The sequence below is a fragment of the Flagellimonas amphidinii genome (assembly GCF_013090115.1).
GTDB lineage: Bacteria > Bacteroidota > Bacteroidia > Flavobacteriales > Flavobacteriaceae > Flagellimonas > Flagellimonas amphidinii.
Window position 1 is genome coordinate 623,573 of the sequence record NZ_JABFNN010000039.1, and the last position, 20,828, is coordinate 644,400.

Below are 20,828 nucleotides of genomic sequence, written 5' to 3' on the forward strand. Positions count from 1 at the left end.
AAATAAAAAAAGGCCATGCTTTCGCACGACCTTTTCTCTATTAATTGGATGGTCTTTAGTTGAAAATATACCGTACACCGAACTGAGCTTGCCATCTAGACAATAGACTGGTATCCGAACTAAAAGTTTCTGCCAAACTTTCATCAAAGGTATAAGTTGGAACATTGTTTTCGTCCACGGTTACACCCAACACTTGCTGGTTGGTTGGAATCTGAATTACACCCCAATCAGAACTGATCAGGTTACCAACATTCAGTACATCCAAACTCAACTGAATGGTATTTTTGTTAGCAAATTTAATGTCTTGAAGAATTTTAAGGTCCCATCTTCCTCTCCAAGGGGCCAATGCGCCATAACGCTCAGCGTATGAACCTCTATTTTCACTTAAATAATCATCTTGTTGAATAAAGGCCTCAAAAGCAGCTGCCTGTCCATCTCCACTAAAGTTCATCTGGCTTACTTCTGATGCAGTTGGAATATAAAGCAGATCATTAATACTGGAGCCGTCTCCATTAATGTCTCCACCATAGATATAGTTAAATCTTCCTCCTTGTGCATATTCAAAGAAAGTGGAAACGGTAGTTCCTGTTTTAAATACTTTGGAAATGACCCCAACAAATCTGTGGGTGTCCCCGTATCTAGAGTAAGACAGCACATCATCATTTGCGTTACCAGAAATAGCGTTCGCCACAAAGGCGTCACCTGTAATTTCCGCTTCGATGGAGTTAACATCTTTAGAATTCAAATAACTATAGGCCAAACTTGCAAACAGCCCATTATCCCATGTTTTTTGTCCTTTGAATACCGCATTCCAAATACGCCCTTTGTCAGAATTGGAGAAAACATACGCATTATTGATCAGATCATCTGCTCCATAAATAGGTCTATTATCCACACCTTGTAGGGTTTCCGATGGGGGCAATAATCCCCAGTTCTGTACGTGCGGACCATTTACATCTTTGGAATATGAAAAATCAGCCGTTAAAATCACACCATTTTCCATTTGATAATCGGCTCCCAAACTGGTTCTCCAAACTTGTGGCCATTTGAAATCTGGGTCAACCACTTGATAAAAGAATACATTTGGGTTGGCAATCTGGTTTCCTAACCATACAAATGGGAAACGGCCTGTGAATATACCTGTTCCACCACGTATCTGCAAAGTGGCATCATTATGTACATCCCAATTAAAGCCCAATCTTGGGGAAATCAACCAATCATTGGTCGGCAATTCAGTGGAATCAAAGAATACAGTCTCGCCTGTATTCGGGTTGTTGTAAGGAATATCGGGCACATAAGCTGGAGCAACATCTATTACATCTTGCGCTTTTTCGGCAGAATCAAAATATAAAGGCTTATCAAAACGAATACCGTAGGTCAATTTAAAGTTTTCGGTTGCGTTCCATTCATCTTGCAAATAAAAAGCCATTTGTCCAACATTCGTTTCTGCTAATGCCCAACCTCCTGCATTTCCTTCTCCAGCTGCGTTCAATGCATTATCCGCAGCAATTGCGGCATTAAAGGCATCTTGATAAAAACCAACTAGGGCAGCCTCCCCAGCAGCATCTAAATTTCTAAAGTCAGCAATGGATCCTGTTGGGAAAAATACTCCCTGAGCACCATATACCCCGAGGTTGAAAGAATTATCAAATTGGAATTTTTCAAAAGAGAAACCTACGGTGAAGGTATGATCCCCTTTAAAGAAGTTTAAATTGTTCGTCAACTGGAACACTTTCTGATCCAATCGGTTGTTGATGGAAAACGGCTCATGTCCTGCTATAATGTAGTTAGAACTACCATTTTCATCTAGCAATGTAATGGTTGGTGCTGGAGTTGATTTCGGATTTCTGAAATCATCAAAATGGGTATAGCCCAATTGTAACTTATTGATAGCTTGATCGGAAAGCGTAGAGTTCAATTCCAACTGTACCGATTGAATTTTGTTATTGATTTGGTATCCCGCATTTTCAAACTGTAAAGTTGATAGGTTTGGCCCCCTAAAACCCAATGCTGTTGGGTGGGCCGGCTTTTCTTTGGATGCATCCAAGAAATTGTAGATAATGGCCAATCTGTTATTGTCATTAATGTTCCAATCCAATTTGAAGATACCTTTGGTGGACTCTTGGTCAAAATTAAACCCTTCGTACCTCCCTGGGTTGTAAAACTGTCCATTTCCTATGGATACTTGGCTCAAAATATTGGAAACCAGTTCAAAATCGGATGCAAGAACTCTTGATTCATTGGCTGCGCCAGTACCCCTATTGGGCACAAAGCCATTAGAACCTAAATCGGTCCTATCATCTTTTTCAAAGTTGGCGAAGAAGAAAAGTTTATTCTTTATAATCGGACCACCAATACTGATTCCGTATTGGGTCTGACTCAAATCCGCCTTAAATACATCATCCCCTTTTACTTTGCCTCCAGTAAGGTCTTCATTTCTGAAGAAACCGTAAACAGTTCCATAAAATTCATTGGTTCCACTTTTGGTAACCGCATTGACTGAAGCTCCTGTAAAACCAGATTGTGTAACATCATAAGGTGCCGTAGTCACCTGAATTTGATCAATGGCGTCAATGGAAATAGGATTTGCATCGGTTTGCCCACCTGGCTGTGCGGCATCCAGCCCGAAAGGGTTATTGAAAATGGCCCCATCCAAGGAAAAGTTATTAAACTGGTCGTTTCGACCTCCAAAGGAACCTGCACTGGCCGTAGGCTCCAATCTAGTAAAATCGTTGGTAGATCTTGATATAGTGGGAAGTCGGGTCAATTCCCTCCTACCAACACTGGTCTCAGCTCCAGTTCTATCACTTCCAAAGGTTCCGGTTTGATCGCCAACCAAAATCACTTCATCCAGTTGCTGACTATCTGAAGTCAGTGCAACATTGTGATTAAAAGTTTTACCCAACGTTAAAAAAATATCATTTTTTACGCTAGTTGTAAATCCAACATAGGAAATGGTAATCTCGTAAGGACCTCCTACCCTTAAGTTCAATAAATTGTACCTACCTTCTTCATTGGTAATGGCACCGTAGCGGGTACCCGTTGGGGTATGCACCGCCACCACGTTAGCTCCTAACAGCGGAACTTGCTGATCATCCAAAACAGTACCTCTGATGTTGGATGTAGTGATTTGGGAAAACGCTGATGAGAATACCATAAAGAACAGTATCCCCAATGGTAGAAATTTCTTCATAATGAGTGAGTTAATTAGTTTTGAGTAACTACAAACATAGACAAAAAAAAGAGCTATGCACGCATAGCTCTTAACAAGTTATTAACCAAAACTTAATATTTACTTGGCCTCGGCGATTACTTCAAAAGGAAAATCAACCACAACTTCTCTGTGAAGTCTTATTTGAGCAGCGTAAGGACCTACTCTTTTAATGGTTCCCCCTTTAATATTTATGAATTTTCTATCAATCTGATGTCCTGCCTTATCTAAGGCTGCAGCTAAGTCAATATTGTTCACAGAACCGAACAATTTGTCTCCAGTACCTACCTTGGCTGGAATTCTAATTTCCAATTGCTTCAATGCGTCAGCCTTTGTATTGGCCTCATCAATGATTTTCTTTTCTTTATGGGCTCTTTGTCTAAGGTTTTCCTCTAAAACCTTTTTTGCGGATGGAGTGGCTAAAGTAGCCAACCCTTGCGGTATCAAAAAGTTTCTTCCATAACCATTTTTTACAGTTACGATATCATCTTTAAAGCCTAAATCCTGTACGTCTTCTTTTAGAATAAGTTCCATGCTTCCAACAATTTTTATTTCAACATATCGCCAACATACGGCATTAAGGCCAAATGACGGGCTCGTTTAACGGCCTGGGCCACTTTTCTCTGATACTTCAATGAGGTTCCGGTAAGTCTTCTTGGAAGAAGTTTTCCTTGCTCATTTACCAATTTCATCAAGAAATCTGGATCTTTGTAATCAATGTACTTAATCCCTGATTTTTTGAATCTACAGTATTTTTTTTGCTTACTGGTCTCTATGTTCAATGGGGTCAAATACCTGATTTCCCCATCTTTTTTTGATTTTGCTTGTTGTTCAATAGATGCCATAGCCCTATGCGTTTGCTTTTAATTTAGTTCTTCTTTTCTCTGCCCAAGCAATTGCATGCTTGTCCAATTTTACGGTCAAGAAACGCATAATGCGCTCATCTCTTCTAAATTCAACCTCATAAGGAGCAATAACTTCTCCTGGAGCAGTGAATTCAAACAAGTGGTAAAATCCACTTTTTTTGTGCTGAATGGGATAGGCCAACTTTTTAAGTCCCCAATCTTCTTTGGAGACCATTTTGGCACCATTCTTAATCAAGAAATCCTCAAATTTCTTGACTGTTTCCTCTATCTGGGTCTCAGATAGAACGGGATTCAAAATGAAAACAGTTTCGTAATGGTTCATATATTATATTTTAAAAGGAGCGCAAAATTAGTAATATTTCCTTCCCCTCGCAAGAAAAGGTAAAAAACTTCGTTTAAAGTACAAGAGTTATTAACACAAACAAACCTATTAAACCTACGTAACGTATATGGTAATATACACAACAAAATAGACCATGTTTACATCTTTTGTTGCTCCTAAACGTCTTTTTTGTGTAATTTGCCGATGATTTAAAACCCTACAAATCACCCCATTCTATGAAATTAAAAAGTATAATTGTCGACGACTCCTCCATGCAGCGGATGGCCGTTGCCAAATTGGTCAACAATCACCCTCACCTTGCCCTTGTAGCTGAATATAGCAATGCTATTGAAGCTAAGAACGGGTTAAAAAACCATGAAATCGACCTGATTTTCTTGGATGTTGAAATGCCAATCATTAGTGGTTTCGACCTTTTGGAAGCATTGGAGAACCCTCCACAAGTAATTTTAATCACTGGAAAGCCTGATTACGCACTCAAGGCTTTTGATTATGATGTAACTGATTATTTGCACAAACCCATCACTTTGGCAAGATTTGAAGCTTCTGTAAAAAGAGCAGTAGCCAAATACGAACAATTGAACAGGGTTGACGAGGATGAAGAACACATTTTCGTAAAAAGCAACCTCAAAAAACGCAAAGTCATCCTTAACGATATTAAATGGATAGAGGCTCTTGGAGATTACATTAAATTGGTAACAGATGAAGCCAATATTGTAATCCTGTCCACTATGAAATCTTTCGAAAAGCAATTGCCTGCCGAAAAATTCCTTAGAATCCATAAATCCTACATCGTGAATCTGGAAAAAATAGAAAAATTCAACAGTAAAAATGTTGAGGTAGGGGGTAGACAGATTCCTTTAAGTAGAAACAAAAAAACAGAGCTAGCTGAAGCACTGGCCAACGTATAATTATATGTGGTCTACATTATAGACCAGTCTAACACTTTTATACTTGGAGATAGCATTAAAAGATTTTTCAATTCTTTTAATGCTATTTTTTGTTTGGGGCACTGATTGACCACGAGGTATTTTAATCAATACATTTTTTAGGTAATCCCTTCTCATTCTAGCTACCGGAGGATATTCTGGACCCAAAACCTGTAAGCGCAATACATTTCGCAACGAATCCGAAAGCCACTGTGCTGCCTCATTCAATTTATTGAAGTCTTTATCCTTTAAGGTAATCTTTATGATGCGTACTACTGGAGGATATTTAAACTGCTCCCGTTCATAAAGCTGTTCCGCATACATTTTATCATAACTGTTTGTGGTGACCTGTTGTAGTATTTGATGATAAGGATTATAGGTTTGAATGAGGACCTTGCCTCTTTTTTTAGTACGCCCTGCCCTACCTGCAACTTGTGTCAACATTTGATAACACCTTTCATGCGCGCGATAATCGGGATAATTGAGCATGGTGTCAGCATTCATAATACCCACCAAACTCACATTTCTAAAATCCAACCCTTTGGTGACCATTTGCGTACCCACCAAAATATCCATTTCTTGATTCTCAAAAGCCGAAATAATCTTCTCATAAGCATATTTCCCCCGTGTAGTGTCCAAATCCATTCTTCCCACAGACACCTCTGGAAAAAGTTGGGACAATTCCTCCTGTATCTGCTCCGTACCGAATCCTTTTTTGTCCAAAGTAGAACTGCCACAGGCTAGGCAAGCTTGCTGTAATGCCATATGATATCCACAATAATGACATCGCAATTCATTTCTGTGTTGATGATAAGTAAGGCTCACATCACAATTGGGGCATTGGGCCACATGGCCACAGGTAGTACATTCAACCACAGGGGCAAAACCTCTCCTATTTTGAAAAAGGATAATTTGCTCACCTTCCTCTAAGGTTTCGGTAATGGCATTGATCAATACTTCAGAAAAATGCCCTTTCATACGTTTTTTACGGGTAGCTTCCTTAATATCCACCAAGTTGATTTCAGGCATCAGTACATTTCCATACCGATGCTCAATCGACGTATACCCATACTTTCCTTTTTTAGCATTGTCCATGCTCTCCACACTTGGTGTAGCCGAACCTAAAAGAGCATTGGCATTGTGGTAAGCTGCCAAAACCATAGCGGCATCCCGAGCATGATATCTGGGTGCAGGATCAAATTGTTTAAAGGAATTTTCATGTTCTTCATCCACAACCACTAAACCTAAATTGGAAAATGGCAAAAACAATGAGGAACGTGCCCCTATTACAATTTGGGCTTTTTCAGCATTGGCCAATACATTGTTCCAAACCTCAACCCTTTCATGTATACTATATTTAGAGTGGTATACGGATACTTTATGTCCAAAATATTGACGGAGTCTACTGATCAACTGGGAGGTTAAAGCAATTTCTGGCAAAAGATATAATGCTTGCCTTCCGTTATCCAGGCATTGTTGAATGAGTTTTACATATACTTCTGTCTTTCCAGATGAGGTTACACCATGAAGCAGCACGGGTTTTTTCAGGTCAAAACCTTGCTTTATAGTTTCTAAAGCATTGGATTGGTGTTGATTTAATTCAATATCCCTAGATGCATCCGATTGTAAATCATAAGCTATCCTATCTGTTCTAATATGATATTCTTGCAGCACATTTTTATCAATCAATGATTTGATTACTGCTTTGGATCCCCCGCTTTCTTTTTCAAGTTCTGTTACCCGGATAGGTTTGTTGGAGGTAGCTTGTATTTGAAAAAGCGTCAAAACTACTTGACTTTGCTTAGGTGCACGTGTAAGTTGTTCCAACAATGCTTCAAGCTTTGGCTCATCATCAAATTCTTCTGAAAGCTTTACATACCGTATCAATTTTGGTTTGTATTGCTCATAGAGTTCTTCTTTTTGAACCACTACACCTTTCTGAACCAATCCATTGACCAAGGACAAAACATTCTTTTTGTCCACAATAGCACTTATCTCGCCAATTTTCAATGCCGTTTGATGCTGTAGGGCCTCAAATACCAAGAATTCATCATCAGTAAGGTCCAGTTCATTTATCTGGGTTTGCTTGTTGGGCAGGACCAGAGTTTCACTTTCCAATAGAAAAGCACTTGGCAAAGCACTTCGGACAACCTCACCTAAAGTGCACATATAATATTTGGCAATCCACTCCCAATGCTTTAATTGAACCGGGGCAACCAAAGGTTTTTGGTCCAAAATCTGGAAAATTTCTTTGGCTTCGTAAGCCAAAGGCCTATTCTGGTGTATATGGTATGCCAGTGCAGTATAAATTTTAGACCTGCCAAAAGGAACCGCAATACGCATTCCCGGCTGTATAAAATCGGCCTCTTCTTGCGAGATTTTATAGGTAAACAACCTTTCCAAAGGAATAGGAAGGACAACATCCAAAAAATAGTCCATACGTTTTACTTAATCCCCCTTTACTCTATACCAGGTTTGGGTTCTGTATAAAAATGCAAGATATCCCCTAACCTTTAATTTGTCCTTATCCTCCGGGTCCAGCCACACTTTACCTCTAAAAGTCATTCCATGCTCAGGATCCAGCATATCACTCCCTTTATATTCACCTTTATCATTCTGTCTTAAATCATTCATGATTTTCATGCCAAGTACAGGTTTATCTTTAAGCTCTCCCTTACATTTTGTGCACAGGGCATTCTCATTGCCTTTTTCCAGAATCTTAACGATTTTTCCCTGCAGAAGACCATTTTCTTTATAGATTTCAACAATGGCTTTGGTTATTCCATTGCGGTCATCCACAGTTCTCCATTTTCCAAATACCGTTTGTGATCTTCCTAGTTGAAAAATCAATAAACAGCCAATAAAAACATGTTTATGAAGCTTCGTTTTGTTTTTCATGCCTTTTCTTCAGTGAATTCAAAGTAGCGTTCAATTCAAAACCCAATAACAAGATATTGGAATTCAACCAGATAAACACCATCAAAATCAACAATCCTCCCAAGGCGCCGTAGAGTTCGTTATATCGGGCAAACTTCTCTACATAAACCCCAAAAAGATATGAAGTGAGCAAAAATAGCAAAGTAGTCATCAATGCACCTGCTGAAAAGAATCTTGCCTTACGACCTTCTGCTGTTCCGAAGTAGTACAAAATTGCTGTGGTAAGGTAAGAGAGTAACATAAAAAATAGGATCTTGGTCAATTGGATGCCTATGGTATCCCCTTTTTCCACATCATAGCCCAGTGTTTTTCCGAAATATTCACTGGTATATTCCACAATGTAAAACTCAAAATACACAAAAGCCACCGCTCCTATAATCAATAAGATAGATAGAATTATTCCCACCATAAGTGCATAAGCATACTGCCTAAAAAAGTTTCGTGTCAATTCAACATGGTAGGAGTTCTCAAAACCCGAAAAAATAGCATTAACCCCATTCGCTACTAAAAATATAGAGAGCAAAAATGCAGATGACAGCAATCCCCCCCTCTTTTGGTCCTTGATCTGTTGATATATATCCCCAAAATAATCACTGGTCGCAGTTGGCAGGAAAGATTCCAAGAAAACCAAGAATTGGGAATCAAAATTTTCATTGCCAACGCTCACATAGGGAATAAGAAATGGCACAAGGGTCACCATAAATATGAGCAAGGGGAACAAGGCCATGAACAAGCTGAAAGCAATGGAACTTGCCCTTGTAGATAGCGTTCCTTTTACAATTCCAACCAAATACATTTCAATTAAATCGTAAAAAGAAAGTCCTTCAAATGCCTTGAGCTTTATCTTTTTCAATAAGCGAACCACCCAATTGATGACGGGTATCTTTTCCAGCTGCTCTTCTATGGCTACAGACATTAAACAGCTTTTAAACTTAAATCCATATTATAAACGGAATGTGTTAATGCACCTGAAGAGATATAATCCACACCACACTCTGCATATTTTCTGATGGTGTTCTCATTAATGCCCCCAGAAGATTCTGTGAGACATTGATCTCCAATTATCTTCACGGCTTTTTGGGTGTCTTCGTAATTAAAATTATCCAATAAGATGCGATACACTCCTTTGGATTGTAATATTTCTTCCACTTCATTCAAATTTCTCGCTTCCACAATAATTTTAAGATCTCTTTGGGTAGCCTCCAAATATTGCTGTGTTTTTTGAATGGCTTTGGTAATTCCACCAGCAAAATCAATATGATTGTCTTTCAGCATGATCATATCGTACAGGGCAAACCTGTGGTTCTCCCCTCCTCCAATTTTTACGGCCCATTTTTCCAGAGCACGAATTCCTGGAGTAGTCTTTCGGGTATCTAGAATTTTGGTCTGTGTTCCTTCCAATAAGGATACAAAACTTTTGGTTTTTGTAGCAATGGCACTCATCCTTTGCATTGCATTGAGCACCAAACGTTCTGCTTTTAAAATACTTTGGGAACTGCCTTCCACATAAAAAGCAATATCTCCATACTGCACTGGTTTGCCATCTGGAATGAGCACTTCAACCTTCATAGTGGCATCAACATAAGTAAACACCTGCTGTGCAAACTGTACTCCAGCAATTACTCCCTTATCCTTTACCAAAAGTTTGGCTTTTCCTGTTGCCGTTTCTGGAATACACGCTAAAGAGCTGTGGTCTCCATCTCCAACATCCTCCCGAATGGCATTTTTTATAATGATAGTAAGCTCTTCTTGAAATTGTTCTTCGGATATCATTCCCATGGGGTTTTAACGAAAATAATAAAAACATTGTTCCTCGCCCATTTCTGTTCTGCGGTTATTGTTCTACTGGAAACGTTTATTTTTGGGCATGCAGATTACTTTGATAGCCATAGGGAAAACCGATAGCGCTGACCTTGAACGACTTATTTCCACATACGAGCAACGATTGAAGCATTATATCAAATTCAAGTTCCATATTATTCCCGACATTAAAAACAGTAAAAATCTTTCTGAAACTCAACAAAAAGAAAAGGAAGGCGAACTTATTCTGGGACAACTGCAAGCTTCTGATATTTTGATTTTATTGGATGAAAATGGCAAACAGTTTACTTCTGTCGATTTTTCCCAATTCTTGCAGAAAAAAATGAACAGTGGCATCAAAAATCTAGTAATGGTGATTGGTGGACCCTATGGGTTTAGTGAAACAGTCTACAAAAGAAGCAATGAGAAACTCAGCCTTTCCAAGATGACCTTCTCCCACCAAATGGTCCGTTTGTTTATGGTAGAACAGTTATACCGTGGCTTTACCATTCTCCGCAACGAACCCTATCACCATAGGTGATTAATAGAGCACCCTAAATTTGATGGTGTTTTCTACATCCTTGAGCGCCTTTACCACTTCTTTGTTGTAATCTTTGTCCAAATCTGTAATTACATAGCCCACTTCATTATCTGTGGAAAGGTACTGGCCTGTAATGTTCATTTCATAATTGGCCAGTACTTCATTGATTTTGGCCATGATTCCAGGAACATTTTTATGGATATGTAAAAAACGGTGCGCTTTGTTTTGCTTGGGCAATCTAATATTTGGGAAATTGACCGCATCCACTGTGTTTCCAGAATTGATATAATCCATGATTTTGTTAGGCACAAAATCTGCGATATCTCGCTGTGCCTCTTCTGTACTACCTCCAATATGGGGAGTCAAAATCACATTGGAAATACCTTGCAGCGCTGTTTCAAAATCTCCATTACTTCTTGGTTCTGCAGGATAAACATCAACAGCAGCACCTCCAAGCTTTCCACTTTTCAGTGCTTCGGCCAGTGCATCAATATCTACTACAAATCCTCTGGAAAGGTTCACAAGAATGGCCCCATCACGCATTTGAGTGATTTCGCGCTCTCCAATGAAGTTTTTGTTCGCTTTGTTATCATCCACATGCAAGCTCACCACATCAGAAACAGAAAGCAAATCTTCCAAAGTGTTGCATTTTACGGCATTACCCAATGCCAATTGATCCATGACATCGTAGTAATACACGCGCATACCAATGGCTTCAGCCAATACGGATAGCTGTTTCCCAATGTTTCCATATCCGACGATACCTAAGTTTTTTCCACGTACTTCTCTGGAGTTGATAGCGGTTTTATTCCATTTTCCATCATGAATTTCCGTGCTTCTGGTAAAAATGCTACGCATCAACATAATGATTTGTCCAATAGCCAATTCCACTACAGATCTAGTGTTGCTGTAAGGAGCATTGAAGACCACCACGCCCTTTTTCTTGCTATAGTCAAGGTCTATTTGGGTGGTTCCGATACAAAAGGCACCTATAACCAACAGTTTGTTGGCCGCATCCAATACTTTTTGTGTAACCTGGGTCTTGGAACGAATTCCAACCACGTGCACACCTTTGATGCGCTCTATGAGTTCCTCCTCTGTTAAACTGTGCTTGACCAGCTCCACGGAAAAACCATCATTGGAGAGATTTTCAAAAGCTGCTGGGTGCACATTTTCCAACAATAGGATCTTGATTCTATTCTTGGGGTACGATATTTTTCTAGGTAAGTCGTTCACAAATAAAAATTCATCTAAGTTAGGTGCCACGTGATCCGCATTATTGGTTGCTTTTTCACGGTGCACATTTTCAGTGTATGCGAAGAATTTATCGGCAATTCCAGCTTCACGCATCACATAATCGCTGTAACCATCACCAATGACTTGAACTTCGCCATCCAAATCCAAATTCTTCAAACATTCAATTTTACCATTGTGGGATGCCAACACATTGGCCTCATCAAATCCAATGATATTACCTTCTTCATCAAACTTGAAGGTATTGGCATAAACCCTGTCACTTGGAATATTATACTCCTTTACAATGGGATCAATAAATTCCTTAAATCCACAGGAAATGACATAAATATCATCTGAAAATTCATGAAAGAAGTCTTTGTTGGACTCAATGGACTTTGATATTTTCTGACGAAGGTCATCAACCAGCCCTTCCAAGTCGTTTTTGTGAGCCTTAAGCAGTTTGATTCTTCGCTCCAAAGATTCTGTGAACGAAATATCCCCATCAATACCCAAATTGGTTATCTCCTGAATTTCTTGAATCACCTCGTCTTTGTTTGATTTACCCTTTAGGGTAATCTCTGCCAACACATCCAACGCCTCTACCCGGGTCAAGGTGCTGTCAAAATCAAAAACATATTTGCGTCCCGTTTCCACCATGGATTTTTCAAAATTTAAGCCGTAAAATTAAGCATTAATTCCGTCCATAAAATTTCAGTGCAGCAAAATCAATTCACAAATGTGGATATTTCAAAAATCTGCCTTAAAATGTTTCAAAAACAAACCAAAGTATTGAAATTCATTGGGCATACAATCAAAACCAACGTCTGGTCTCTTTACAATACAAACGGTATTCTTTACCAAACAATTCCCCCAAGGCATTTTCTTCATGTTTGATTTGAAAATGGTTCATATAATACACAAATCCAGCAGCCAATAGCGTATTAAAGGCATTTCCCAATTTCAACCCAAATGCCAACAATAAAAGTAGCATGCCCAAATACATGGGGTTGCGGGTATATTTATAAATTCCCTTTTTTACCAAACTGCTTGTTTTCTTTAGATTGATGGGATTTGTGGTCGTCTTGGCCCTACCAAACTGAAAAAGACCCAAAAACATAGTTAAGAAACCCAAACTAATCAAAACATATACTAATTCTTTCCTGCCGAAAAAGTCAAACGCACCAACAGGTAAAAATTTGGCCAAAACATACATCAACGCTCCAAAAATGAGCATGACCAAAGGTGGTAAAATCTTGATTCGCATGAATGAAAGCTTAAACCCCGAAATTACTACTTTTGCCCCTTAATCGAATTCTTTTCATTTTGAAACTTGTCTTTGCCACCCACAACCTACACAAATTGAAAGAAGTACAACAATTGTTACCTCCCTCAATAGAGCTTTTGTCCTTGACAGCTATTGGTTGTATGGATGAAATTCCTGAAACTGGACAGACCCTCGAAGAAAATGCCCGAATTAAAGCAGATTTTGTGACCAAAACCTATGGCTTTGATTGCTTTTCCGATGATACCGGATTACTTATCGATGCTCTAGATGGAAGACCCGGAGTTTATTCTGCTCGATATGCAGGGGAGCAAAAGAATGCAAAAGATAATATGGCCAAGGTTTTGCAAGAAATGATGGGAATTCGCCATAGAAATGCACATTTTAAAACAGCAATCCATTTAAACTTACAGGGAAATAGTTTTGTTTTTGATGGAACTGTTGAAGGCAGCATCACAGATCAACCACAAGGTGATGGTGGGTTTGGGTACGACCCAATTTTTCAACCCGAAGGATATGGCAAAACTTTTGGAGAGCTTCCAGCTGAAATTAAAAACAGTATAAGCCATAGGGCAAGAGCTGTTGAAAAGCTGGTTTCATTTTTAAAAAATGAGGCTTCCTAGTCTACTGAATAAATTTAACGTACCTTTGCCGCTTTATTAACGCCGCCGGTATGGGCACCGTGTTGCGAGGAGCTTAAAGGGTTATACAGAAATCGCTCTATGCAACATAACATATTTGCGATTTAAGCTATACACCACTATGACAAAATTTGAAGCCTTGGGGTTGGAAAAACCCCTATTGGATGCTATTTCCGACCTTGGATTTGAATCCCCTTCTGAAGTACAAGAAAAATCTATTCCCATTTTATTGCAAGAAGACACCGATTTGGTGGCACTGGCACAAACAGGTACTGGAAAAACCGCAGCTTTTGGTTTTCCTATGATTCAAAAGATTGATGTGCAGAGCAGGACAACCCAAGGACTTATCCTTTCCCCTACTCGTGAACTCTGTCTTCAGATTACCAACGAACTTAAACTCTACTCGAAATATGTAAAAGGCTTGAACACCGTAGCTATTTATGGTGGAGCAAGTATTACAGAACAAGCCAGGCAAATTAAAAGAGGGGCTCAGATTGTTGTTGCCACTCCAGGACGAATGAAGGATATGATCGGTCGCAAGATGGTTGATATCTCCAAAATTGACTATTGTGTACTTGATGAAGCGGATGAAATGCTCAACATGGGCTTTTATGAGGATATCAAGGACATTCTTTCCAATACTCCTAAGGAAAAATTTACTTGGTTATTTTCTGCCACAATGCCAAAAGAAGTGGCCACTATTGCCAAAAAGTTCATGTACAAACCAATGGAAATTACCGTTGGGACAAAAAATGCAGGAGCTTCTACAGTACAACATGAGTATTATGTCGTTGGAGGTAGAGACCGTTATCCTGCCTTAAAACGTTTGGCTGATGCTAATCCCGGTATTTTCTCGGTTATTTTTTGCAGAACCAAAAGAGATACTCAAAAAGTAGCTGAAAAGCTTATTGAAGATGGCTACAATGCTGGCGCACTGCACGGTGACCTCAGCCAAAACCAACGGGATTTGGTCATGAATTCCTTCAGAAAAAAACAAGTGCAAATGTTGGTTGCTACGGATGTTGCGGCACGTGGAATAGATGTGGATGATGTTACACACGTTATCAACTACCAATTACCTGATGAAATTGAAACCTATACACATAGAAGTGGGCGTACAGGAAGAGCAGGTAAGTCTGGAGTTTCCATGGTGATTGTCACGCGTTCTGAACTGCGAAAGATTAACGCCATCGAAAAGAAAATCAAACAAGAGTTTGTTTCAAAGAAAATCCCAACCGGAATAGAGATTTGTGAAATTCAGCTCTACCATCTGGCCAATAAAATCAAACAAACTGAGGTCAATCATGAAATTGACAGTTACCTTCCTGCCATAAACGATGTACTGGAAGGAATTGACCGAGAGGAACTCATCAAAAAAATAGTATCGGTAGAGTTTACCCAATTCTACAATTATTACAATAGAACCAAAGACCTTAATACTACTGAACGAGGAAGCGAAAAAGGTACAAGAGGTGAAGCTCCAACTAGTGGCTCTGTTCGCTACTTTATCAATGTAGGTGAACGTGATGGTTATGATTGGATGTCGCTCAAGGACTTTTTAAGGGACACTTTGAATCTTGAAAAAGATGATGTGTTCAATGTTGACACTAAAGACAGTTTTTCATTTTTTAATACCGATGCACAACTCACAGAGTTTGTATTGCAAACCTTTACCGACTTTAAAGTTGACGGGCGTTTCATCAATGTAGAAGTTTCCAAAAAACCCGGTGGTGGTAAGGGAGGCCGAAAACGAGATAGAAAAAGAGGCCATAGAAAAGGTGGGGGAGATAGGTCTTTCCGAGGTCATAAAAAAGGAGGCCAAGGTAAAAAGGGGGGTAAAAAAAGACCAGGTTTCCATTAGTTAATTCTATATTAAATAATGGAACACTCCTATTTATTTTCCTTTGTTTAGTATTTTTATGTCTACAAAGATTGCATGAGAAGAATCCTATTTGTACTTTTTTGTTTTACTTCACTCCTATCCATAGCACAAAACGAGGAGGAAAATATTGTTGTTGGTGAACTAACAGCAACTGTGGTCAATGCGCAAACTGAATTTCCTTTGGTCAGCGTACATGTTATCAACTTGAACAGAGTGGTCGGAACCATTACCGATCAAGAGGGTAAATTCACTATTGAAGCTGCCGTGAATGACACACTCTATCTTTCGTTTTTGGGATTCAAATCGCAAAAATTTCGAGTCACCAACGATATGTTCAAGTTCAAAGACACTAAAATAGCCTTGACCGAACTTGCCTATGCTTTGGAAGAGGTTATTGTTAGGCCTTACCAACTTACAGGGTACTTGGAAATTGATGTAAAAAACCTTCCCATCAACAATGCTTACCAATACAGCATCTCTGGTCTACCCACTAGTTATGAAGGCGGAAGTAAAAGTCCAAGTGCTGTGACAAAAGTATTGGGGGCCATACTGAATCCCGCGGATCTCTTACGGAATTTATTTGGCAAAAAGCCTAGACAAATGCGTAAATTAAGGCAAATGAAGGAAGATGAGGATATTCGAAATCTTCTCGCCTCCAAATTTGATCGGGAAACCTTAACAGAATTGCTTCAATTGGAAAAAGTGGACATAGAAGACATTTTAAACAACTGTAACTATTCCCGTTCATTCATCAATACTGCAAACGACCTTCAAATTTTAGACGCAATTTCCAGCTGCTACGAGGAATACAAGGTACTGAACAGAAAGTAAGGCCTTTCAATACACTTATTTAGGATTGCCTAAGGAAGCAAATAAATTTTATATTTCCATATTCATTTTATAGCTTTAGGCAAAATCCCATTTCATGAAAAAGCTGCTTGCTATCCTTAGTGTGGCTATGCTTATAAGTAGTTGCGCCAAAACCCCGAAGAAACAGCAAAAAGAAGTTCAGGCAGTTGAACAAGAAGCTCCCAAAAAGGTAGTCCCCTTTGTCTGGGAAGGTGCCAATATCTATTTTCTTCTCACGGATAGATTCAATAATGGAAATCAAGAGAACGATCTCAACTTCGATAGAACTGAAGAAACAGGAGTTTTAAGAGGTTTTGAAGGCGGTGATCTTGAAGGGATAACCCAAAAAATAAAGGAAGGTTATTTTACAGATTTGGGAATCAACGCCATCTGGTTCTCTCCCATTGTGGAACAAATTCATGGAGCAACAGATGAAGGAACCGGAAACACCTACGGTTATCATGGATACTGGGCCAAAGATTGGACTGCTTTAGACCCAAATTTTGGCACTCGAAAAGAATTGGCCAAATTAGTAAAAACTGCACATGCCAAAGGCATACGCATTATAATGGACGTAGTACTGAACCATACAGGGCCAGTAACAGAAATGGACCCCGTATGGCCCGAAGATTGGGTGAGGACCAGTCCCAAATGTGAGTTCGATTCCTATGAAAACACTACTGCTTGCACCTTGGTGGAAAACCTTCCAGATATTTTAACGGAATCCAATGAAGCTGTAGAGCTTCCTGATGCCCTATTGGCTAAGTGGAAAAAAGAAGGCAGGCTAAGTCAGGAATTGGACGAATTGAACCTTTTTTTCGAGCGTACAGGGTATCCAAGAGCTCCTAGATTCTATATTATCAAATGGTTGACCGATTACATCAACGAATATGGTATTGATGGTTTTAGAGTTGACACAGCCAAGCATGTGAACGAAAACGCTTGGGCCGAATTACGAAAAGAAGCTGATTATGCCTTTGAAATTTGGAAGAAAAAACATCCTAATCATATTTTGGATCATAATGCCTTCTACATGGTTGGTGAAGTCTATAACTATGGCATCTCTTCTGGTAGGGACTATGATTTTGGCGACAAAAAAGTGGATTACTTTGACTATGGCCTGAATAGTCTTATCAACTTTGAATTGAAAACAGATGCAACAAAAAGCTACGAGGTCATTTTCAAAAAATACAATAAACTCCTTAACACCAAATTGAAAGGACAAAGCGTACTCAACTACTTAAGTTCCCATGATGATAGTGCGCCTTACGACAGAGAGCGAAAATATCCTTTCCACGCGGCAAATGTATTATTATTGACCCCTGGAACCTCTCAGGTTTACTATGGTGACGAAACCTCAAGAAGTCTTGTCATTGAAGGAACAGAGGGAGATGCCACACTTCGTTCATTTATGAATTGGGAGGAACTGGACAGCTTACCAGCAATACAAAAAGTGCATAAACACTGGCAAAAATTAGGACAGTTCAGACGAAACCACCCTGCCATTGGAGCCGGAAAACATAAAAGATTGGGCAAATCACCTTATGTTTTCTCCAGAACCTATGTCAATGGTGAATACAAGGATAAAGTGGTCGTAGGATTGGACTTACCTAAAGGTAAAAAATCACTTTGGGTAAAAGGGTTCTTTGGCGATGGCACCAAATTATTCGATACCTATTCTGAAACTGAAGTCACAGTATCCAACGGAAAAGTCATTCTGGAAAATGATTTTGATACCGCTTTGTTAGAGTTGGTAGAGTAAAGGGTTGCGATGTTCAATTGCCAACCATTTAATCATCCAATGACATTCTTTTAAGATAAGGGTTAACAGAAGTTTTTCAAGCTCCGATAGGGTTTCGTCTCTATTATTTCCTTGAAGCACCGTGGTTATTCTTCCAAAAGTTCCTTCAAATTGGAAAGCCCTTCTTCAAAATCCTTTCCCACTGCCTTGTCCATGTTCATAAACAACATCATAATACTAAAAGGAAACTTGTTCTTGCCTGAAAATCCCCAAGTAACTTTGGTTTTATCTTTAGCTATTTCCTCCGTAACCAAATACGCATCCGAAGTGGACTTCCAAGGTTTTAAAAATCGAAGTTCTGATTCAATACGTTCCCCATCCACAATTTTTGTGATTTCCTGTTCTCCTTCACCTACATCTTTGTTGCCGTTCCAATAACTGGTGGCTCCCACTTCACCATCAGTTCCTGTGAATTTCTTATCCATATCTGGGTCTTTCTTGTTCCACGGAGACCAAGCATCTTGGTTCTTTAAAAACCGTAGGTTTTCAAACACATCCTTTTTTGGTTTTTCAATCTCAATAAATCTTGAGACGTCATACGTCTTAGGTGCAATTAATGCTAAAATCAATATAAGGGCTACTAGACCTCCTAGAATGTAAATGAGCGTCATCATCTGTTTTTGAATTGGTTAACAACTAAAAATACAAAAAACTTTAGTTCAAAAGGTATCTACTGATAATCCCTTCCACATCTTTAATGGATTTTTTGGTCCAATCCAACCTTTTTTCAAGTATATCAATATCAGATAATTGCCATTCAACTTTTGATTTTCTGATTTTTTGGGCAAGCTCTTGAATGATGATGGCAGCAGAAACTGAAACATTCAGGCTTTCTGAAAAACCGACCATGGGTATTTTTAGAAATCCATCTGCCTTTTGCATGACTTCTTCACTTAATCCTTCTTTTTCAGTACCAAAGAAAATGGCAGTTTTGGTTTCTGGATAAAAATCTGACAATAATTGGGAATCATCATGTGGTGTCGTCGCTATAATTGCATAACCAGCATCCTTCAAAGCGGTAATACATTCTGAGGTGGTTCCATATCTATAGACATCCACCCACTGCTCAGCACCCATAGCTATATTTTTATCCAATCGTTGCCCAAAGCGATCTTCTACCACATGCAATTCCTGTACACCAAAAGCATCGCAACTTCGTAAAATAGCACTGGTGTTGTGCAATTGAAAAACATCTTCAATGGCAACGGTCAAAAACTTGGTTCGGTTTTTTAAGGTCTCAAGAAACCTTTGTTTCCGTTCCTCCGTTAAGTAACCTTCCAAATATGTCAACAAATCATCATCAAACATAAAGGACAAGATAACGAAAATTGAATTTCCTATTTTTGGCATGCAATGGACAAAAATAAAGTAGTTGTACTTACCGGTGCTGGCATGAGCGCCGAAAGCGGCTTAAAAACCTTTAGGGATGCCAATGGACTTTGGGAAGGCCGCGATGTGATGCAGGTGGCCTCACCGCAAGGTTTTGCCCAAAATCCTGAACTGGTACTTGAATTTTACAACCAAAGAAGGAGGCAGCTATTGGAAGTTGCTCCCAATGAAGGGCACAAAGCTCTTGTGGATTTAGAACCACATTTTGATGTGAGCATTGTAACCCAAAACGTAGATAATTTGCACGAACAAGCCGGAAGCAGCCATGTGGTACACCTGCATGGAGAACTGTTTAAGGTGCGGAGCACTGCGGATGAAAATCATGTTCTGGAGTGGAAAAAAGACCTAATCTTAGGAGATTTAGATGAAAAAGGACATCAATTGCGCCCACATATAGTTTGGTTTGGGGAAATGGTGCCCATGATGGAAATGGCTGTTCGCATAACGCAACAGGCCGATATTTTAATTATTATCGGCACTTCCATGCAAGTGTATCCTGCCGCTGGATTGATTGATTATGTAGCTCAACAAACACCCATCTACTTTGTAGATCCCAGACCAACAATCAATGCTTCGGATTATAACAACCTTACCGTAATACCGAAAACTGCCGTTGAGGGGGTGCCTACTCTTGTCCGTCAGCTATCACGTAGTTAGATCTAACTTTTTTGGTCCAATCTATCAAAACTTCTTTCTGATTTTCGGTCAATTTGGCTGCACTGTGGGTCCATGTATATTCATTCAACGGCATCTCCCCCTCTTCAACCTCTTCAATGAGTTCATCCAGTTTATGGTCTTTCTTTTTTATGGAGTAATTTTCCCAATCTGAAAAGTCCAAATGCTCTTTACCTTCTTCAATGTGATGGTCTAACCAATACGAAATTGGAGCAATATTGTTGTACCATGGATATTCTGTATGGGCACTATGGCAATCGTAGCAAGCCGTTTTCAAAATCATTTTCACCTCTTCATTGGGCTTGGTCTCCTCCTCAAAGGCCATCACATAAGCCCCTTCGGATAGGTTTTTTTCAGGCCGATAAAATTGCATCCCAATTAATATCACCAGCAATGCAATTCCTATTTTTTTTGCTATTTTCATTCCGTTGATTTTATGTTTAAAAATA

General features: G+C 39.3%; 20 protein-coding genes. 7 read left to right on the plus strand and 13 right to left on the minus strand.

What is annotated here, in order from left to right; translation table 11 throughout:
* Window positions 1-55: 55 nt before the first annotated feature.
* From HJC33_RS14745 to rpsF, 4 genes are all read right to left on the minus strand, one after another.
* Window positions 56-3,193 carry a TonB-dependent receptor gene (locus HJC33_RS14745; RefSeq protein ID WP_171659581.1) on the minus strand — a complete coding sequence of 1,046 codons (3,138 nt, stop codon included), beginning with the start codon at window positions 3,191-3,193 and terminating at the stop codon, window positions 56-58.
* Between the two features lie 99 nt (window positions 3,194-3,292).
* A complete protein-coding gene (gene rplI / locus HJC33_RS14750) occupies window positions 3,293-3,745 on the minus strand; it encodes a 50S ribosomal protein L9 (protein WP_171659582.1) in 453 nt (150 codons plus the stop codon).
* A gap of 14 nt (window positions 3,746-3,759) precedes the next feature.
* Window positions 3,760-4,056, minus strand: a complete 297-nt coding sequence (rpsR, locus tag HJC33_RS14755; RefSeq protein ID WP_014031368.1) for a 30S ribosomal protein S18 — start codon at window positions 4,054-4,056, stop codon at window positions 3,760-3,762.
* Window positions 4,057-4,060: 4 nt separating this feature from the next.
* Entirely contained in the window at window positions 4,061-4,399 is a 339-nt protein-coding gene (gene rpsF, locus HJC33_RS14760) for a 30S ribosomal protein S6 (RefSeq protein ID WP_171659583.1), read from the minus strand.
* Window positions 4,400-4,635: 236 nt separating this feature from the next.
* Here rpsF and HJC33_RS14765 point away from each other — a divergent pair, with 236 nt between their 5' ends.
* Window positions 4,636-5,328, plus strand: coding sequence for a LytR/AlgR family response regulator transcription factor (locus HJC33_RS14765; protein WP_171659584.1), 693 nt, complete (start codon window positions 4,636-4,638; stop codon window positions 5,326-5,328).
* Here HJC33_RS14765 and priA read toward each other — a convergent pair whose 3' ends face one another.
* From priA to nadC, 4 genes are read right to left on the minus strand one after another with little or no spacing between them, the layout of a single operon-like run.
* Window positions 5,329-7,785, minus strand: a complete 2,457-nt coding sequence (gene priA, locus HJC33_RS14770) for a replication restart helicase PriA (RefSeq protein ID WP_171659585.1) — start codon at window positions 7,783-7,785, stop codon at window positions 5,329-5,331.
* Window positions 7,786-7,794: 9 nt separating this feature from the next.
* Window positions 7,795-8,244 (minus strand): DUF2147 domain-containing protein, encoded by a 450-nt coding sequence (locus HJC33_RS14775; protein WP_171659586.1) that lies wholly within the window; start codon window positions 8,242-8,244, stop codon window positions 7,795-7,797.
* Window positions 8,219-9,199, minus strand: a complete 981-nt coding sequence (locus tag HJC33_RS14780; RefSeq protein ID WP_171659587.1) for a YihY/virulence factor BrkB family protein — start codon at window positions 9,197-9,199, stop codon at window positions 8,219-8,221. The genes HJC33_RS14775 and HJC33_RS14780 overlap by 26 nt, the downstream gene beginning before the upstream one ends.
* Complete coding sequence (gene nadC, locus HJC33_RS14785) at window positions 9,199-10,056, minus strand: carboxylating nicotinate-nucleotide diphosphorylase (RefSeq protein WP_171659588.1); 858 nt, start codon at window positions 10,054-10,056, stop codon at window positions 9,199-9,201. The genes HJC33_RS14780 and nadC overlap by 1 nt, the downstream gene beginning before the upstream one ends.
* Window positions 10,057-10,150: 94 nt before the next feature.
* On the opposite strand from nadC, the gene rlmH reads away from it, so the two are divergent.
* Entirely contained in the window at window positions 10,151-10,624 is a 474-nt protein-coding gene (rlmH, locus tag HJC33_RS14790) for a 23S rRNA (pseudouridine(1915)-N(3))-methyltransferase RlmH (RefSeq protein ID WP_171659589.1), read from the plus strand.
* On the opposite strand, the gene serA is transcribed toward rlmH, so the two are convergent.
* Together serA and HJC33_RS14800 are read right to left on the minus strand one after the other, a co-directional pair.
* On the minus strand, window positions 10,625-12,517 hold the full coding sequence (gene serA / locus HJC33_RS14795) for a phosphoglycerate dehydrogenase (RefSeq protein ID WP_171659590.1): 1,893 nt from the start codon (window positions 12,515-12,517) through the stop codon (window positions 10,625-10,627).
* A 154-nt stretch (window positions 12,518-12,671) separates the two neighbouring features.
* Window positions 12,672-13,124, minus strand: a complete 453-nt coding sequence (locus HJC33_RS14800; protein ID WP_171659591.1) for a methyltransferase family protein — start codon at window positions 13,122-13,124, stop codon at window positions 12,672-12,674.
* Between the two features lie 59 nt (window positions 13,125-13,183).
* Here HJC33_RS14800 and HJC33_RS14805 point away from each other — a divergent pair, with 59 nt between their 5' ends.
* The 4 genes from HJC33_RS14805 to HJC33_RS14820 all read left to right on the plus strand — a co-directional run bounded on the left by HJC33_RS14805 (window position 13,184) and on the right by HJC33_RS14820 (window position 18,276).
* Complete coding sequence (locus HJC33_RS14805; RefSeq protein WP_171659592.1) at window positions 13,184-13,765, plus strand: non-canonical purine NTP diphosphatase; 582 nt, start codon at window positions 13,184-13,186, stop codon at window positions 13,763-13,765.
* A 139-nt stretch (window positions 13,766-13,904) separates the two neighbouring features.
* A complete protein-coding gene (locus HJC33_RS14810; protein WP_171659593.1) occupies window positions 13,905-15,644 on the plus strand; it encodes a DEAD/DEAH box helicase in 1,740 nt (579 codons plus the stop codon).
* Between the two features lie 75 nt (window positions 15,645-15,719).
* Window positions 15,720-16,496, plus strand: a complete 777-nt coding sequence (locus HJC33_RS14815; RefSeq protein ID WP_171659594.1) for a carboxypeptidase-like regulatory domain-containing protein — start codon at window positions 15,720-15,722, stop codon at window positions 16,494-16,496.
* A gap of 94 nt (window positions 16,497-16,590) precedes the next feature.
* On the plus strand, window positions 16,591-18,276 hold the full coding sequence (locus tag HJC33_RS14820; protein WP_171659595.1) for an alpha-amylase family glycosyl hydrolase: 1,686 nt from the start codon (window positions 16,591-16,593) through the stop codon (window positions 18,274-18,276).
* 125 nt (window positions 18,277-18,401) lie between these two features.
* Here HJC33_RS14820 and HJC33_RS14825 read toward each other — a convergent pair whose 3' ends face one another.
* Together HJC33_RS14825 and HJC33_RS14830 are read right to left on the minus strand one after the other, a co-directional pair.
* Complete coding sequence (locus HJC33_RS14825; protein ID WP_171659660.1) at window positions 18,402-18,926, minus strand: SRPBCC family protein; 525 nt, start codon at window positions 18,924-18,926, stop codon at window positions 18,402-18,404.
* Between the two features lie 43 nt (window positions 18,927-18,969).
* Entirely contained in the window at window positions 18,970-19,623 is a 654-nt protein-coding gene (locus HJC33_RS14830; protein WP_171659661.1) for a TrmH family RNA methyltransferase, read from the minus strand.
* A 45-nt stretch (window positions 19,624-19,668) separates the two neighbouring features.
* On the opposite strand from HJC33_RS14830, the gene HJC33_RS14835 reads away from it, so the two are divergent.
* Entirely contained in the window at window positions 19,669-20,361 is a 693-nt protein-coding gene (locus HJC33_RS14835) for an SIR2 family NAD-dependent protein deacylase (protein ID WP_171659596.1), read from the plus strand.
* Here HJC33_RS14835 and HJC33_RS14840 read toward each other — a convergent pair.
* A complete protein-coding gene (locus HJC33_RS14840) occupies window positions 20,330-20,803 on the minus strand; it encodes a heme-binding domain-containing protein (protein ID WP_171659597.1) in 474 nt (157 codons plus the stop codon). The two genes, HJC33_RS14835 and HJC33_RS14840, sit on opposite strands and share 32 nt — an antisense overlap.
* Window positions 20,804-20,828: the final 25 nt, after the last annotated feature.